General features: G+C 59.9%; 15 protein-coding genes and 6 tRNA genes. 12 read left to right on the top strand and 9 right to left on the bottom strand.

The window, feature by feature from the left end; translation table 11 throughout:
• Window positions 1–227: 227 nt before the first annotated feature.
• From GST84_03260 to GST84_03280, 5 genes are all read left to right on the top strand, one after another.
• Window positions 228–303 (top strand) — tRNA-Asn (locus GST84_03260).
• Between the two features lie 4 nt (window positions 304–307).
• Window positions 308–384: transfer RNA gene (locus tag GST84_03265), tRNA-Pro, on the top strand.
• Between the two features lie 6 nt (window positions 385–390).
• A tRNA-Lys gene (locus GST84_03270) sits at window positions 391–466 on the top strand.
• Window positions 467–513: 47 nt separating this feature from the next.
• Window positions 514–590 (top strand) — tRNA-Pro (locus GST84_03275).
• Window positions 591–595: 5 nt separating this feature from the next.
• A tRNA-Lys gene (locus GST84_03280) sits at window positions 596–671 on the top strand.
• A gap of 186 nt (window positions 672–857) precedes the next feature.
• On the opposite strand, the gene GST84_03285 is transcribed toward GST84_03280, so the two are convergent.
• The 4 genes from GST84_03285 to GST84_03300 form a co-directional block, all read right to left on the bottom strand.
• Window positions 858–2,153, bottom strand: coding sequence for an FAD-dependent oxidoreductase (locus tag GST84_03285; protein XGB11432.1), 1,296 nt, complete (start codon window positions 2,151–2,153; stop codon window positions 858–860).
• Between the two features lie 84 nt (window positions 2,154–2,237).
• The gene (locus GST84_03290) at window positions 2,238–2,411 is read right to left on the bottom strand and encodes a DUF3094 family protein (protein ID XGB11433.1); all 174 of its coding nucleotides are present in this window, start codon (window positions 2,409–2,411) and stop codon (window positions 2,238–2,240) included.
• Between the two features lie 132 nt (window positions 2,412–2,543).
• Complete coding sequence (locus GST84_03295) at window positions 2,544–3,173, bottom strand: hypothetical protein (protein XGB11434.1); 630 nt, start codon at window positions 3,171–3,173, stop codon at window positions 2,544–2,546.
• 55 nt (window positions 3,174–3,228) lie between these two features.
• A complete protein-coding gene (locus GST84_03300) occupies window positions 3,229–3,660 on the bottom strand; it encodes a hypothetical protein (GenBank protein XGB11435.1) in 432 nt (143 codons plus the stop codon).
• Between the two features lie 87 nt (window positions 3,661–3,747).
• On the opposite strand from GST84_03300, the gene GST84_03305 reads away from it, so the two are divergent.
• Complete coding sequence (locus tag GST84_03305; protein XGB11436.1) at window positions 3,748–4,455, top strand: hypothetical protein; 708 nt, start codon at window positions 3,748–3,750, stop codon at window positions 4,453–4,455.
• 193 nt (window positions 4,456–4,648) lie between these two features.
• On the opposite strand, the gene yacG is transcribed toward GST84_03305, so the two are convergent.
• From yacG to GST84_03325, 4 genes are read right to left on the bottom strand one after another with little or no spacing between them, the layout of a single operon-like run.
• A complete protein-coding gene (yacG, locus tag GST84_03310; protein XGB11437.1) occupies window positions 4,649–4,849 on the bottom strand; it encodes a DNA gyrase inhibitor YacG in 201 nt (66 codons plus the stop codon).
• The gene (locus GST84_03315; GenBank protein ID XGB11438.1) at window positions 4,846–5,469 is read right to left on the bottom strand and encodes a dephospho-CoA kinase; all 624 of its coding nucleotides are present in this window, start codon (window positions 5,467–5,469) and stop codon (window positions 4,846–4,848) included. The genes yacG and GST84_03315 overlap by 4 nt, the downstream gene beginning before the upstream one ends.
• Window positions 5,469–6,335 (bottom strand): prepilin peptidase, encoded by an 867-nt coding sequence (locus GST84_03320; GenBank protein ID XGB11439.1) that lies wholly within the window; start codon window positions 6,333–6,335, stop codon window positions 5,469–5,471. The genes GST84_03315 and GST84_03320 overlap by 1 nt, the downstream gene beginning before the upstream one ends.
• A gap of 2 nt (window positions 6,336–6,337) precedes the next feature.
• Window positions 6,338–7,546, bottom strand: a complete 1,209-nt coding sequence (locus GST84_03325) for a type II secretion system F family protein (GenBank protein XGB11440.1) — start codon at window positions 7,544–7,546, stop codon at window positions 6,338–6,340.
• Between the two features lie 216 nt (window positions 7,547–7,762).
• Here GST84_03325 and GST84_03330 point away from each other — a divergent pair, with 216 nt between their 5' ends.
• From GST84_03330 to GST84_03340, 3 genes are all read left to right on the top strand, one after another.
• Window positions 7,763–8,173 (top strand): prepilin-type N-terminal cleavage/methylation domain-containing protein, encoded by a 411-nt coding sequence (locus GST84_03330; GenBank protein XGB11441.1) that lies wholly within the window; start codon window positions 7,763–7,765, stop codon window positions 8,171–8,173.
• A 71-nt stretch (window positions 8,174–8,244) separates the two neighbouring features.
• Window positions 8,245–8,320 (top strand) — tRNA-Thr (locus tag GST84_03335).
• 300 nt (window positions 8,321–8,620) lie between these two features.
• Window positions 8,621–9,771, top strand: a protein-coding gene (locus GST84_03340) for an IS3 family transposase (protein XGB11442.1) whose coding sequence is annotated in 2 segments (ribosomal slippage) — window positions 8,621–8,855 and window positions 8,855–9,771 — 1,152 coding nt in all. Because the reading frame shifts where the segments join, the coding sequence is not laid out codon by codon here.
• 38 nt (window positions 9,772–9,809) lie between these two features.
• Here the strand turns inward: GST84_03340 and GST84_03345 are convergent.
• Window positions 9,810–10,199 (bottom strand): 4-oxalocrotonate tautomerase, encoded by a 390-nt coding sequence (locus tag GST84_03345; GenBank protein XGB11443.1) that lies wholly within the window; start codon window positions 10,197–10,199, stop codon window positions 9,810–9,812.
• A 102-nt stretch (window positions 10,200–10,301) separates the two neighbouring features.
• Here GST84_03345 and GST84_03350 point away from each other — a divergent pair, with 102 nt between their 5' ends.
• The 3 genes from GST84_03350 (at window position 10,302) to GST84_03360 (ending at window position 13,268) form a co-directional block, all read left to right on the top strand.
• A complete protein-coding gene (locus tag GST84_03350; GenBank protein ID XGB11444.1) occupies window positions 10,302–11,144 on the top strand; it encodes a LysR family transcriptional regulator in 843 nt (280 codons plus the stop codon).
• 247 nt (window positions 11,145–11,391) lie between these two features.
• Entirely contained in the window at window positions 11,392–12,813 is a 1,422-nt protein-coding gene (locus GST84_03355; protein XGB15699.1) for a type II toxin-antitoxin system HipA family toxin, read from the top strand.
• Window positions 12,810–13,268 (top strand): helix-turn-helix domain-containing protein, encoded by a 459-nt coding sequence (locus GST84_03360; GenBank protein ID XGB11445.1) that lies wholly within the window; start codon window positions 12,810–12,812, stop codon window positions 13,266–13,268. The genes GST84_03355 and GST84_03360 overlap by 4 nt, the downstream gene beginning before the upstream one ends.
• Window positions 13,269–13,498: the final 230 nt, after the last annotated feature.

Genomic DNA, 13,498 nt, shown 5'->3' on the forward strand with positions numbered 1-13,498 from the left:
AATTTAGAGTGCCCCTAATATACGCCGCGTTGTCAGGCACTAAGCGAATCACCAGCAACATCAGTGATCGCAAAACAACTTACAAATCAGTAAGTTGAATGAAAAAAAGTGGTTGACAAGCAAAACGAAGAATGTAGAATAGCCGGCCTCAGCAGCGACAACGCAAAAGCGAAGAAGCTAAAGAGTCCGAAGCGAACACAGTCTTCGGAGTTGTGCCGAAGTTCAGTTCCGCGATAGCTCAGTCGGTAGAGCAAATGACTGTTAATCATTGGGTCCCTGGTTCGAGTCCAGGTCGCGGAGCCAATCTCGGGGTGTAGCGCAGTCCGGTAGCGCGCCTGCTTTGGGAGCAGGATGTCAGGAGTTCGAATCCCCTCACCCCGACCATTTTCCGGGTCGTTAGCTCAGTTGGTAGAGCAGTTGGCTTTTAACCAATTGGTCGTAGGTTCGAATCCTACACGACCCACCATGTAGAAAAGGGCATCTCCAAAGAGATGCCCTTTTTTTTGAAACACTCGGGGTGTAGCGCAGTCCGGTAGCGCGCCTGCTTTGGGAGCAGGATGTCAGGAGTTCGAATCCCCTCACCCCGACCATTTTTGGGTCGTTAGCTCAGTTGGTAGAGCAGTTGGCTTTTAACCAATTGGTCGTAGGTTCGAATCCTACACGACCCACCATGAACAAAGGGCATCTCGCATGAGATGCCCTTTTTCTTTTGCCTCGAAAAATGCGCCCATCGGTGCAAATCCCACCTGTTTGCCACACCGCCCCTTTGTAGGAGCGGGTTCACCCGCGAATGCGGCAGTGCAGCCACCATCGCATTCACAGGTAAACCCGCGCCATACAGGGCATGCGGGCGCCTGTTAGTGCAGCTTCAGGCGCGGCTCGGTACCCCGGCCAATCTTGCTGCCCAGCATCATCAACGCCGTGCGGAAGAACCCGTACAGCGCCATCTGGTGCATGCGGTACAGCGACACATAGAACATGCGCGCCAGCCAGCCTTCCAGCTTCACGCTGCCCATCAGGTTACCCATCAGGTTGCCCACCGCCGAGAAGCGCGACAGCGATACCAGCGAGCCATAGTCCTTGTACTCGTACGTCGGCAGGGCCTTGTTCTCCAGGCGCGCCTTCAGGCTTTGCGCCAGCATCGAAGCCTGCTGGTGCGCTGCCTGTGCACGCGGCGGCACGTTACGGTCGCTGCCAGGTTGCGGGCAGGCGGCGCAGTCACCGAAGGCGAAGATGTTGTCGTCGCGGGTGGTTTGCAGGGTAGGGCGCACGACCAACTGGTTGATGCGGTTGGTTTCCAGGCCATCGATGTCCTTGAGGAAACCTGGCGCGCGGATACCGGCTGCCCACACTTTCAGGCTGGCCTGGATCACTTCACCGTCCTTGGTTTTCAGGCCGTCCTCGGTCACTTCACTGACCGCGGCGTTGGTCATCACCTTCACCCCGAGTTTTTCCAGGGTCTTGTGAACCGGTATGCTGATGCGCTCCGGCAGCGCCGGCAGAACGCGCGGGCCCGCCTCGATAAGGGTGATGTGCATGTCCTTGGGCTGGATGCGGTCCAGGCCATAGGCCGCCAGCTCGTGGGCAGCGTGGTGCAGCTCGGCCGCCAGCTCTACACCGGTGGCACCGGCGCCGACAATGGCTACGCTGATTTTTTCGCTGGCCACGTCGCCAGCGTGGGCACGCAGGTAGTGGTTCAGCAGTTGCTGGTGGAAACGCTCGGCCTGCTTACGGGTATCCAGGAACAGGCAGTGCTGCGCTGCGCCAAGGGTGCCGAAGTCGTTGGTGTTGGAGCCCACGGCGATCACCAGGGTGTCGTAGCCCAGGGTGCGCGCAGGCAGCAGCTCGCGGCCCTCTTCGTCGAGGGTGGCAGCCAGTTGAATCTGCTTGCCTTCACGGTCCAGGCCGCTCATGCGCCCCAGCTGGAAATTGAAGTGGTTCCACTTGGCCTGAGCCACGTAGTTCAGTTCGTCTTCCGAGGAGTTCAGCGAGCCGGCGGCCACTTCGTGCAGCAGTGGCTTCCAGATATGCGTGAGGTTGGTGTCGACCAGGGTGATTTCGGCCTGCTTGCGCTTGCCCAGGCTTTTACCCAGGCGGGTCGCCAGTTCCAGGCCGCCGGCGCCGCCGCCGACAATCACGATGCGATGAGTCATGGGAATATCTCATAAGGTTTACGGAATTCGTGGCCCTGGGGGCCGGCCGCAAACTGCATGAGGGGAGGGCGAGCGCTAAGCAGCTCATAGCACCAGTCCACTCAGCAGGCGGCTGATGAGACCCAACCCGATGGTCACGGCCAGCACCAGCACAAGGAGCAGCCACGGCCGGAAGGGCCTGCGCTCGACTTGGTGCTGGGGGGCTCGCAGATACTCATCGACACGACGCTGATCTTCCGGGTTCAGGCGGCTGGTCATGGTGGGCCTCGTCAGGTAGACGTTTGTGACTGTGCAAACGCTACAGCGTTCGCGCAGGCGCTTGAAACAAATGATAATGCTTTCTATCCCTGGCGCCGAGTGTACGCCATCGCAAACAGTCGCTGCACTGGATCAAAGACTGATGCCTACGTCGAAGACGATGCTGCGGCCCAGGTTGCCGCGCAGGAAATCCGGCGCATCGGGGTGGGCAAACAGTACCCGGGCAAAGGTTGGCCCGACCAGCGACAGCGAGCGCCAGCCCTGGCGCAGGTATTCGGTAGGCGGCGGGAAGTGGGTGTTGAGGTCGAGCACTTCGCGCTTGAGGCTGGAGAACGCGATGATGTCCAGCTCGTTCAGCTCCAGCCCGCGTTCCCGGTAATTGTGCGCCTTCTTGCGCAAGGTGGGCGCCAGGCGCCCCAGCAGTTCGGTGGCACTGATGCGCCGTGGGCGTGCTTCGCGGCGTACCAGCTGCGCCAGGGAAAACGCACTGCGTCGCCGCTGCAGCTCCTCGCGCCATTCATCGTTCAGCCGGCGGCCCTCGTCGAGCACGAAAAACACCTCGAAGGCGGCGTCGCGGAACAGCACGTCTGGTGGCTCCTGCCCCGCCGGGGTGAAGTCCTCGCTGCGGTAGGGAATGTTCAGCCCCTGCAACAGGCGCTGGCACACCCAACGCTCCCGCTCCCACTTACGGGCGTTGGAGAGAAAGGCATTGGCTTGTTCGGCCTGGATGGTAAGCAGGCGCAGGTAGTCTGAGTCATCCATGCAGACAAGCTTAGCCGCTAATCGATGACGGTAAGATGCTGTTTAAGCGTGAGAATCAGCCCAGCACTGGCCACTGCTGCACCAGCCCGACCAGATGCACCAGGCCAAAGCCCAGGCAGATCAGCGAACTGACCACGATAAAACGCTGCGAACGCCCGGTGCCCGCCAGCAATACTGGCCCCAGCAGACCGCGTAGCAAATACACCAGGGTGATCAGGCAAATGACTGGCAGCAGCAAGGGCAGCCGCCCGATCGCCCCGGCAGCCGACAGCGCATAGGCCGACCAGGCCAGCAACACGCAGGCGATGGCGGCGGTGATCAGCGCCGGGTAGCAGCGGCCCTTTTCGGCGGCCACCGCCATGCGCTCGCCGGCCCCGAACAAACGGTACCAACGCGGCCCCACGGCGATGATGGCCAGGTGAATTACGCCGATGATGGCGTTGAGTGCCGCTGCCAGTAGCAGGGCGGGGTTGGTTCCTTCCAGCATGACCAATGCTTCCTGCATCGAATGGAAGGCGACAGCCTACCGCAGCCGAAGGCATGGGAGAATGGGTGTAGACTCGGTTTTATCCACATGGCTGCAAAGGGTATTGTTCAGGTGATCAGCGCGCAGGTGTTATCCGGCACCACCCTTACCCTCGGCTGGCTGGGTTATGTGCCGTTGCTGATCTGGGCGGTCAGCCAGGTTCGCTGGGTTGAACTGTTTACCGACCGGCGCCGCCAGCATTTGCTGTTTGGTACGGTGTTCTGCCTGTTTGCGCTGTGGCTGGTGCGGCGCGACTTTGATACCGGGGTGTCGTACCACTTTATTGGCATGACGGCGGTCACCCTGTTGCTGGACTGGCCGCTGGCGGTGCTGGGTGGGTTCATGGCCCAGCTCGGCTTGCTGGCGCTGGGGCGTCAGGACCTGGCGGCGCTGGGGGTGAATGGTTTGTTGTTGGTTGGCTTGCCGGTGCTGATTACCGAGGTGTGCGCGGTATTGGTGGAGCGTGCCCAGCCCCGCAACCTGTTCGTTTACATCTTTTGTTCGGGTTTTTTTCCGGCCGCGCTGACCGTGCTGGTTTGCGTCCCCGCAGCGCTAGGGGTGTTGTGGCTGGACGGGCGGTTTGCCCTGCCGGAGTGGCTCAGCGACTTTGTTGGCTACCTGTGGCTGATGATGTTCCCCGAGGCGTTCATCAACGGCATGGTGATCAGTGCGCTGGTGGTGTTTTGCCCCGAGTGGCTGGAAACCTTCAACCGGACGCGGTACCTGCAGGCGCCGTGGAAGGAAGATGAGCGGTGAGTGTGTGGTGGCTGTGCCGGCCTCTTCGGGGGTAATGCACAGCACTCAGAGGTTGCACTCTCACTGTGGGAGCGGGCATGCCCGCGAACACGGGCGAAGCCCGTGCCATCCACTGCGGCGCCTGCTTCGCGGGCTTGCCCGCTCCCACAGGTACCGCGCGGGTTGTGGGCCCGCGTTGTATTTGTGGATCAGCTCAATGCCGCGGCTCCAGGTCCCCCGAATACAGCTCATCTTCGGACTCTTCCGACCCCGCAATCTTGTGCTCCTCAGCCGCCCAGGCGCCCAGGTCGATCAGCTTGCAACGGTCCGAACAAAACGGTCGGAACGCGTTTTTTTCGCTCCATTCCACAGGCGCGCCGCAAGTTGGGCAATCGACGGTCAATGGCTGGCTCATGGCTGGCCTCCTTTCAAAGTCAGGTAAAAGTGGTGCAGGCGGTCAATCTGCTCATGCAGCGCGGCCAGGCCGCCGTCGTTGACCACCACATCATCGGCATGGCGCAGGCGATCCTCACGGGCCAACTGCGCCTGCAAAATGGCCTGCACGTGCTCGGCACTGGTGTTGTCCCGCGCCAGGGTTCGGGCTATTTGCAGGTCCTGCGGCGCATCGATCACCAGCACGCGTTGGGTCTTGTGGTGCTGGCCCGATTCGATCAGCAGCGGCGACACATAGACCGCATAAGGCGACTGCGCCTTGGCCAGATAGCTGAAAATCTCCTGACCGATCAGCGGGTGCAGCAGTTGTTCCAGCCATTTGCGTTGCGCCGGGTCGGCGAAAATCAGCTGGCGCAGGGCGGCGCGATCGAGCTGGCCGTCGCCCTGCAGCACGCCCGGGCCGAAGCGCTCGACGATGCTGGCCAGGGCCGGGCGGCCAGGTTCGACAACCCAACGCGCCGCCTGGTCGGCATCGACCAGGTGCACGCCAAGCTCGACAAAGCGCTCGGCAGCGGCGCTTTTGCCGCTCCCAATGCCGCCGGTCAGGCCGAGAATCCAGGGGGTAAAGGCCGCAGTGGTCATCAGTATCCAAGCAGTTGCATGTATGAGGTGTATATTTCATCACCCCAGAGCACGGCAATCCACCCCGCAATTGCCAGATAAGGGCCAAACGGGATTGCCGTGCCCATGGCATCCCGGCGAAAACGCAGCAGGCACAGGCCAAACAGCGCCCCCACCACCGACGACAACAGCAGCGTCAACGGCAGCACCTGCCAACCCCCCCACGCCCCGATCAGCGCCATCAGCTTGAAATCGCCATAGCCCATGCCTTCCTTGCCGGTGACCAGCCTGAACACCCAGTACACCGTCCACAGGCTGAGGTACCCGGCCACTGCGCCCCACAGTGCGTCGGCCAGGGCCACATGGATACCAAAGGCATTGACGATCAGCCCTAGCCACATGGTCGGCAGCACCAGCACATCCGGCAGCAACTGGTGGTCCGCATCGATCAGGCTCAGCGCCAGCAGGCACCAGGTCAGCGGCAACGCCAGCAACGCCTCTACCGAAGCGCCGAAGCGCCAGGCCACTACCAGCGACAGCAGCGCGCTGGCCACTTCCACTACCGGGTAACGCAGGCTGATGCGGTTTTTGCAGGACGAACAGCGCCCGCCCAAGGCCAGGTAGCTGATGACCGGAATGTTTTCCCACGCACGAATCCGGTGCGCGCAGTGTGGGCACCGGGAGGCGGGCAGGCACAGGTCGAAACGCGGGTGCTGCGTGGTCGGCAGCCCCAATACCTCTTGCGCCTCACGCTGCCATTGGCGCTCCAGCATGATCGGCAGGCGATACACCAGCACGTTGATAAAGCTGCCCACCAGCAGGCCGAGCACCGTGGCAAGGGTGAGGAAATACGCTGGCTGTTCAGCCAGCAAAGCCCATAAAGTCATGTTCAGATCAAACTACCCAACTGGAAGATCGGCAGGTACATCGCCACCACCAGGCCACCCACCAGCAAGCCCAGGATCAGCACGATGGCCGGCTCCAGCAGGCTGGTCAACTGGTCCAGCGCCTGGCTGACCTGTTCCTCGTAATGGCTGGCGGCTTTTTCCAGCATCTGGTCCAGCGTGCCGCTGGATTCACCGATGGCCGTCAACTGCACCAGCAAGGGGGGAAACAACGGTTCACCGGCCATCGCCTGGTTCAGCCCTTGCCCATTGGCCATGCCTTGGCGCAGCCGCAACACCGCCTGCTCGTGCAGGTCGCCACCCGTTACCCGCGCCACCGTCCCCAGCGCATCCAGCAACGGCACCCCGGCGCCGTAGGACGTTGCCAGGCTACGCGCAAACCGCGCCAACGCGGCCTGCCCCAGCAGCTTGCCAAACACGGGCAAGCCCAGCACCCGCCAAGATATCCACAGGCGCGCTGGCGCGTGCTGCCGGTAAAGCTGGCGCACGGCAACACCCATCACCAAGCCCATCACCAGCAGCAGCGGTGCAAACCGGCTCAGCCCTGTGGACAAGTTAATCACCCATTGGGTAAATGCCGGCAACGCCGCGCCCATGCCCGAGAACATGCTCTCGAATTTAGGAATCACCTCCAGCAACAAGATCGCCGATACCCCCAGCCCGGTCAGCAACAGCAGCAGCGGGTAGATCATCGCCTTGCGCACCTTCTTGTGCAGCACCCGACGCTGTTCCAGCATGCCGGCCAGCTGCTCCAGCTGCCGGTCGAGCGTACCGGACTGCTCGCCCACCCGTACCAGGTTGCAATACAGCGCATCGAACCATGCCGGGTGACGCTGCAACGCATCCGCCAACCCCAGGCCCGAGGCCACATCCTGTTTCAATCTTTCCAGCAGCGCCGCCTGCGCCGCATCGCAACCACTGCGGCCCATCACCTCGAACGCTTGCAGCAGCGGCACGCCGGCCTTGAGCAGCGTCGCCAATTGTCGGCTGAACCCCGCCGGGTCTGCCTTTTCGCGCCGCTTTGGCAAGCTGAACGCCAGCCCGCTGGCCGGCCGCAAACTCGCCACCGTGATGCCCTGGCGAATCAGCCCGGCGCGCACATAAGCCGGGCTGCGCCCGGGTGTTTGGCCGCTGACCGGCGTGCCATTGGCGTCGGTGCCGTGCCAGCGGTAGAGAAGTGAAGATGAAGTCATGCAAAGGTCCTTGTTCAGCCCCGGCGACAAGCCTGGAAACAGCTTGCCGCGTCCATGCAAGGGCACGCGTCCGTGATGCTCACTAGAGTAGTTCAGCGAAGATGACGCCCGTGCGGGCAGGGGTGACAAAAGGTGTCTGTTCAGGCCTACTGCGCCGCTGCCGGTTGGGGCGCAACTGACCTCAATGTGTAAGCGAATCAAAAAGGAACTACGTTCATGAAAGGGCAACGCGGTATCACCCTGATCGAACTGATGATCGTCGTCGCGATCATCGGCATTCTGGCGACCATCGCCTTACCGATGTACACCAACCACCAGGCACGCTCCAAGGCCGCGGCCGGGTTGCTGGAGATCAGCGCCCTGAAGACGGCGATGGATCTGCGGCTGAATGATGGAAAGGATGTAGCGGATGTCGCCGCGCTGGGTGGCCAGCCGGCGACGGCGCATTGTGCGATCACGGCGAGCGGGAAGGCTGCGGATGGCAGCGGCAGCATTGTCTGCACCCTGGTGGATGCGCCGGCCAACGCGCTGGGCAAGGCCCTGACCCTGACGCGTTCGGCCAGCGGCTGGGCGTGCACGACCGACATCGAGGAAGACCTGGCGCCCAAAGGGTGCAAGGGGGCTTGAGGGCAGGGCAATAAACCAGCGGAAACAGGGGTTTGCGTTACGGGTGTGAGCAGTGGTACGTTGCGCTACACGCCGGTGTAGCTCAGTCGGTAGAGCAGCGCACTCGTAACGCGAAGGTCGCAGGTTCGATTCCTGTCTCCGGCACCAGAATCAGTTGGCCTATGGCGATTTATCGCTACCTGGCACCAATAGAAGCCCGCCTTGTGCGGGCTTTTTTGTTCCCGCTTTTTTCCCAAGGATCTGCGTGTTTTTGACTTAACGGTTCGCAGTTTTCCACTTAGGGTTGGACGTATTTTTAGATAATGGTTAGCTGTCGATCAGGTTTTGGCCAGTGTTTACGGGGTGAGAACCGAAATTTTTCTAGATAATGATTTTTCCGTTTAGTGAATCGCCCCTGGTTTCGTAGACACCTCCAAGCCTCATAATGAGGCCCAAATAGGAGGTGCCATGAGTCGTCAGCGTTACCCCGAAGAATTCAAGATCGAAGCGGTCAAGCAAGTGACCGAGAAAGGCAAACCTGTCGCCGATGTCGCCCAGCGCCTGGGCATGTCCGTGCACAGTCTTTACGCCTGGATCAAGGTCTACAGCAAGCCCCAAGAGCAGCGTCAGCAAGACGACGATCAGCAGGCCGAACTGCGCAAGCTACGCGCTGAACTCAAGCGCGTGACGGAAGAGCGAGACATCTTAAAAAAGGCCGCCGCGTACTTTGCCAAGGAGTGCGGCTGAAGTACGCCTTCATCAAGAAGCACTCGACTGATTACCCGGTGCGGCGCCTTTGCCAAACCCTCAAGGTGCACCCCAGCGGCTATTACGCCTGGCTGGCCGAGCCTCAATCTGCCCGAGCAAAAGAAGATCAACGTCTGCTTGGCTTGATCAAACACGCTTGGCTGGAAAGCGGAGGTGTATACGGCTACCGCAAAATTCACGATGACCTGCGTGAGCTGGGAGAGGAATGCGGCCGAAATCGAGTCAGGCGCTTGATGCAGGCGGAGGGGCTGCGTTCTCAAACGGGCTATCGGCGGCGTCCAGGGTTCTATGGTGGAAAACCAACAGTGGCCTCGCCCAACCACCTCGCGCGGCAGTTCAAGGTAAGTGAGCCGAACAAGGTCTGGGTGACAGATATCACTTACATCCGCACCTATGAAGGGTGGCTCTACCTCGCGGTAGTGCTGGATTTGTTCTCACGCCAAGTAATTGGTTGGTCAATGAAGCCAAGGATGTGCAGCGACCTGGCTATCGACGCGATGTTGATGGCTGTTTGGCGACGCAAGCCTCAGCAGCAAGTTATGATTCACTCAGATCAAGGTAGTCAGTTCAGTAGCTCGGATTGGAAAAGCTTTTTGAAGGCCAACAATGTAATCAGCAGCATGAGCCGGCGGGGAAACTGCCACGACAATGCCGTAGCCGAGAGCTTTTTCCAGCTTTTGAAGCGAGAGCGAATCCGACGAAAGATCTACACAACCCGTGAAGAAGCCCGAAGTGATATTTTCGATTACATCGAGATGTTCTATAACCCTAAACGCCGACACAGCAGTGCTATGCAGCTGTCTCCAGTAGAGTATGAGAAACGCTATTTCCTGAGCTTGGAGAGTGTCTAGAAAACCAGGGGCGATTCATCCATCCCCTGCTGCCTTTCTCAACCCCAGAGCTTCGCAGCCTGCGGCACCCCGCCATAACCATAGGCCGTAGCACGCACCTCGATGAGGTGAACATTCGAATGCGGGTGCACATTCCCGATGCGCTGCGAAAGCAAATCATACGACTCACGCTGATAACGCCGTTTCTGCTCCACTGTCGTCGTCTCGTCGGTGATCGTGACCTCCAGGCGAAAGCTATTTCGCCCCAAGCTCTCAAGTGATTCACTGTCGATGAACCACAACCCAGGATCGACGAACCGAACGATCACCATCGTTTGCGATGGCAGCTTGTCCAGAACACGAGCAGTCAGTTCCGTCAGCTCATGACTTAGGTGCGACGCCAGCGCAGCATCTGGCGCGCCGGATAAGGTCAAGGTGATACCAGGCATTTGGGTGATCCTCGTAAGTGATTTGCCTGTAACTTAGCCTTTGAACACGATCCCAAAAAGCGGGAATATCAGGTCTCATCTTCCTGTTTATCCGGAACTTGCATGTACCACTTCGACCTTGCCCAGCTCCACGTCTACTTGGCGGTCTGCGATGCTGGCAGCATCTCTGCTGCCGCGCCTGGCCTGTTTCGCTCAACCTCCGCCATCAGCGAACAGCTGCGTAAGCTGGAAGACGCCATCGGCGTCGACTTGCTCATCCGAGGCAAGCAAGGCGTTCGCCCAACCCCGGCAGGTGAACGCCTTGTACGCCACGCCAGGCAGCTCCTCACCCTGGGCGAGCGGGCGCTGTCCGATGTCCGAGGCGAACAGTTCGAAGGGGAGATACGCCTGGCGATCACCGATTACTTCCGCCCCGACGACATTGCTGGCCTGCTGAAAAAATTACGTGAATGGCACCCACGGCTTCGACTTCATGTGGTGATGAAAAAGAGCCTGGAAATGGATCAGGCAAGTGACTACCTGGATATCGGCTTGGCCATGTGTTTTAACAAACGCTTGCCCACAGCCAACACCTTCGAGGTGAGGCAGGAACCCCTGCAGTGGGTTGCCGCTGCAGGCTGGGTTCCAGAGCCTGGGCAGCCGCTGCCACTGCTCGCGATCAGCGGATGTGGATTGTCGGACTACAGCTGCCAGATATTGGAACGCGCCCATGTCGAATACGAGATCGTTTACTCGACCTCAGGTGTGGCGGGGTTGCAATCAGCATTGAGGGCAGGGCTTGGCATTGCGTGCCTTAATGCGAGTGCCATACCGGACGGCGTGGAGCCCTACAGGACTGGACTGCCGGCGTTGGCGCAGGCCAGGTTCTTGCTGCTTCCACCGCGCAAGGGGGAATCTGAGCTGGTAGAAAATGTGCGGCGATTGTTGCAGGGTTATCTCGCGTAGGGTTGGGGACGAGGCGTTCATGGTGTCAGGCTAAAGGACATGGATTTGGGCCTTTGTCCCGTGGGTATCCAGGTTGCCTTCTGCTCGAAGTGCGGCATCGCAGCCCGTGCCATCCACCACCTGACCCAACGCAAATAAACAGGGTCCTATCACTCATAGGCCGAACCCCAGGCAGTTCCTGCTTCCCAGGTGCAGCAACTACCTCTAGCCCCCTCCCGCGCGCTGTGAATGCATAATCGGTAGTATGGTGCCGGTTTTTCCAGCGCTTAAGCTTTTAATCAGCAAAATATTGCCGATTCCTGCCATGCGCACTATGATAATCAGCATTAAAGTACTGATTAATGGTGTCCCGATGCCGCTCAGACTCACGATCCAGGCTTTCTCCGATGGTGCATGGCGCGATGCAGCGACACTCACGGTTGAGAACCCCGAGCGTGTTGCTGATGGAAGGTGCCTTGTCGCCTACGACGGCGACTACATCATCGCGAACGTTGATCGCATGGAAGATCGTTGCGAACTCGCCCTAAGCGTTAACCTTCCGTTGAACTGGGACCACCATGACGTCAAAGGGTATCCAGCATTCCTCTACGACATCATTCCCTCTGGTGCTGCCAAGGACTCTCTTGAATCCCGCTACGGGCGCCTTAAGCCCGAAGGTGTGGAAATGGGGCTTTACCTTCTGGAGCGCTTCACGCCGGCGCCTATTGGACATCTGCGCATCAAGGAATCGGTGGAAGGCCTTCAGCCGGATCGGAACGAGGCTTTCGCGCGTGCTGAGGTCGTGGACAGGACGAACGAATTTCTTGAGTACGCCTATGAAACCGGCGCGGCGTTGGGCGGTGCTACCGGTGCCAACGGGCAAGCCCCCAAGCTGGTCATGACCGAAGCCCACGGCGGTGCTCTGTATGCTGATGCGATGCTCCCCGATGACCAGGCGTGCCGTCACTGGCTGATTAAGTTCGCGCGTAATCGAGGCGGCGAGCGCGACCAAGACATCCTGCGAACAGAGTTTCATTACTACAAGGCGGTTGCTGCCCTCGGCCTTGATACGGTTCCCACTGATGGTTTGGCGCTTGAAGAGGCAGTGAAGCCAAGCCTCTGGATGCCACGATTTGATCGCCGAGTAGTGGATGGCGTGGTGGAGCGGATACCGCTGGAGTCGGTGTACTCGATCTGCGGTATTACCGGCTACGCGCATCCGATGGCGCATGCCGAAGTTGTTCACCGCCTGGTAGGTCTATGGATCGATAACGGCCAGCAGGATGAGGTGGACGACCTGGTGTTCGAGTACGTGCGGCGCGATCTGCTGAACCGCATTCTAGGGAACACCGATAACCACGGCCGCAACACCTCCATCATGCGTGTGGGTGGGAAGTTTCGTTTGGCGCCAATCTATGACCTCGCGCCAATGATCCTGGATGAAGAGGGCATCACACGGACGACGAAGTGGGCGGCGGAGCGCAAGGGGTCTTCCAATTGGCGCGATAACTGCGCTGAGCTGGTTGGTTACACCGATCCCGATGTCCTGCTGCAACGGTTGATGCATGCGGCTGAGGCATTCCGGGCGTTGCCCGATCTGCTGACCGATGCGCCCGAATCGATGCGCAATGCAGCCTCTCTACCCGTGAATAACCTGGACAAGCGACTCGTGGAGTGGGGACTGCGATGAAAAAACTACAGCCTGAAGAGCGCGCCCAGCTTGTAGAGGATATCGTCAAGCGCAACGCGGCGGGGCTCGATCCAATTGGGGCATCTATCCGCCGTCTACGGCTCGAAGTCACCGGGCTTGACCAAGAGACCTTCGCGGCCATGTGCAAGATGTCCACGAAAAGCCTGTACGAACTGGAAAGCGGGAAGTCGAACCCGAAGCTCAGCACTTTGGAGGCCGTGCTTCGGCTTTTTGGCGTGCGGATGGGTATGGTGATGACAGCCAAAGATCAGCCCACTGCAACGCTCGTCGGCCAGACGAAGCCTGGTGGGCCAATGGCGGTGGGCGCGCCGCTGGCCAGTTCCGGGGTGGTGGCCGGACCCAAACGCGGGAAAAGCCCTGCGGCAGCCAAAGCGAAGAAGACAGTGTCGAGGCCGGCATCGCCACGGGCACGGAAAAGCAGTCAGGAACAGTGAGATTGATGTGGGATGCAAATAAAGTCTCATCCCATGTTCCTATAAGGATTTGTCCCCGACGCGAAGTTCGGTGCTGAAACTTCGCGTTCGTTTATAAGCAATAACAGCTGCTTCGGCGCCGTTCGTACATTATTAAGAGACGTTTCCTACAACTTCCATACTTGCCCCGCCAAGCAATGTGAGGCTAAATCTCTGCGTCACGGTAAATCCCGTGACCGGGCGTAGGAACC

Source organism: Pseudomonas putida, from assembly GCA_041879295.1.
GTDB lineage: Bacteria > Pseudomonadota > Gammaproteobacteria > Pseudomonadales > Pseudomonadaceae > Aquipseudomonas > Aquipseudomonas putida_Y.

Coding starts and splice junctions, on each gene's coding strand:
- GST84_03285 (XGB11432.1), bottom strand. CDS start 2,153: ATGACTCATCGCATCGTGATTGTCGGCGGCGGCGCCGGCGGCCTGGAA.
- GST84_03290 (XGB11433.1), bottom strand. CDS start 2,411: ATGACCAGCCGCCTGAACCCGGAAGATCAGCGTCGTGTCGATGAGTAT.
- GST84_03295 (XGB11434.1), bottom strand. CDS start 3,173: ATGGATGACTCAGACTACCTGCGCCTGCTTACCATCCAGGCCGAACAA.
- GST84_03300 (XGB11435.1), bottom strand. CDS start 3,660: ATGCTGGAAGGAACCAACCCCGCCCTGCTACTGGCAGCGGCACTCAAC.
- GST84_03305 (XGB11436.1), top strand. CDS start 3,748: ATGGCTGCAAAGGGTATTGTTCAGGTGATCAGCGCGCAGGTGTTATCC.
- yacG (XGB11437.1), bottom strand. CDS start 4,849: ATGAGCCAGCCATTGACCGTCGATTGCCCAACTTGCGGCGCGCCTGTG.
- GST84_03315 (XGB11438.1), bottom strand. CDS start 5,469: ATGACCACTGCGGCCTTTACCCCCTGGATTCTCGGCCTGACCGGCGGC.
- GST84_03320 (XGB11439.1), bottom strand. CDS start 6,335: ATGACTTTATGGGCTTTGCTGGCTGAACAGCCAGCGTATTTCCTCACC.
- GST84_03325 (XGB11440.1), bottom strand. CDS start 7,546: ATGACTTCATCTTCACTTCTCTACCGCTGGCACGGCACCGACGCCAAT.
- GST84_03330 (XGB11441.1), top strand. CDS start 7,763: ATGAAAGGGCAACGCGGTATCACCCTGATCGAACTGATGATCGTCGTC.
- GST84_03345 (XGB11443.1), bottom strand. CDS start 10,199: ATGCCTGGTATCACCTTGACCTTATCCGGCGCGCCAGATGCTGCGCTG.
- GST84_03350 (XGB11444.1), top strand. CDS start 10,302: ATGTACCACTTCGACCTTGCCCAGCTCCACGTCTACTTGGCGGTCTGC.
- GST84_03360 (XGB11445.1), top strand. CDS start 12,810: ATGAAAAAACTACAGCCTGAAGAGCGCGCCCAGCTTGTAGAGGATATC.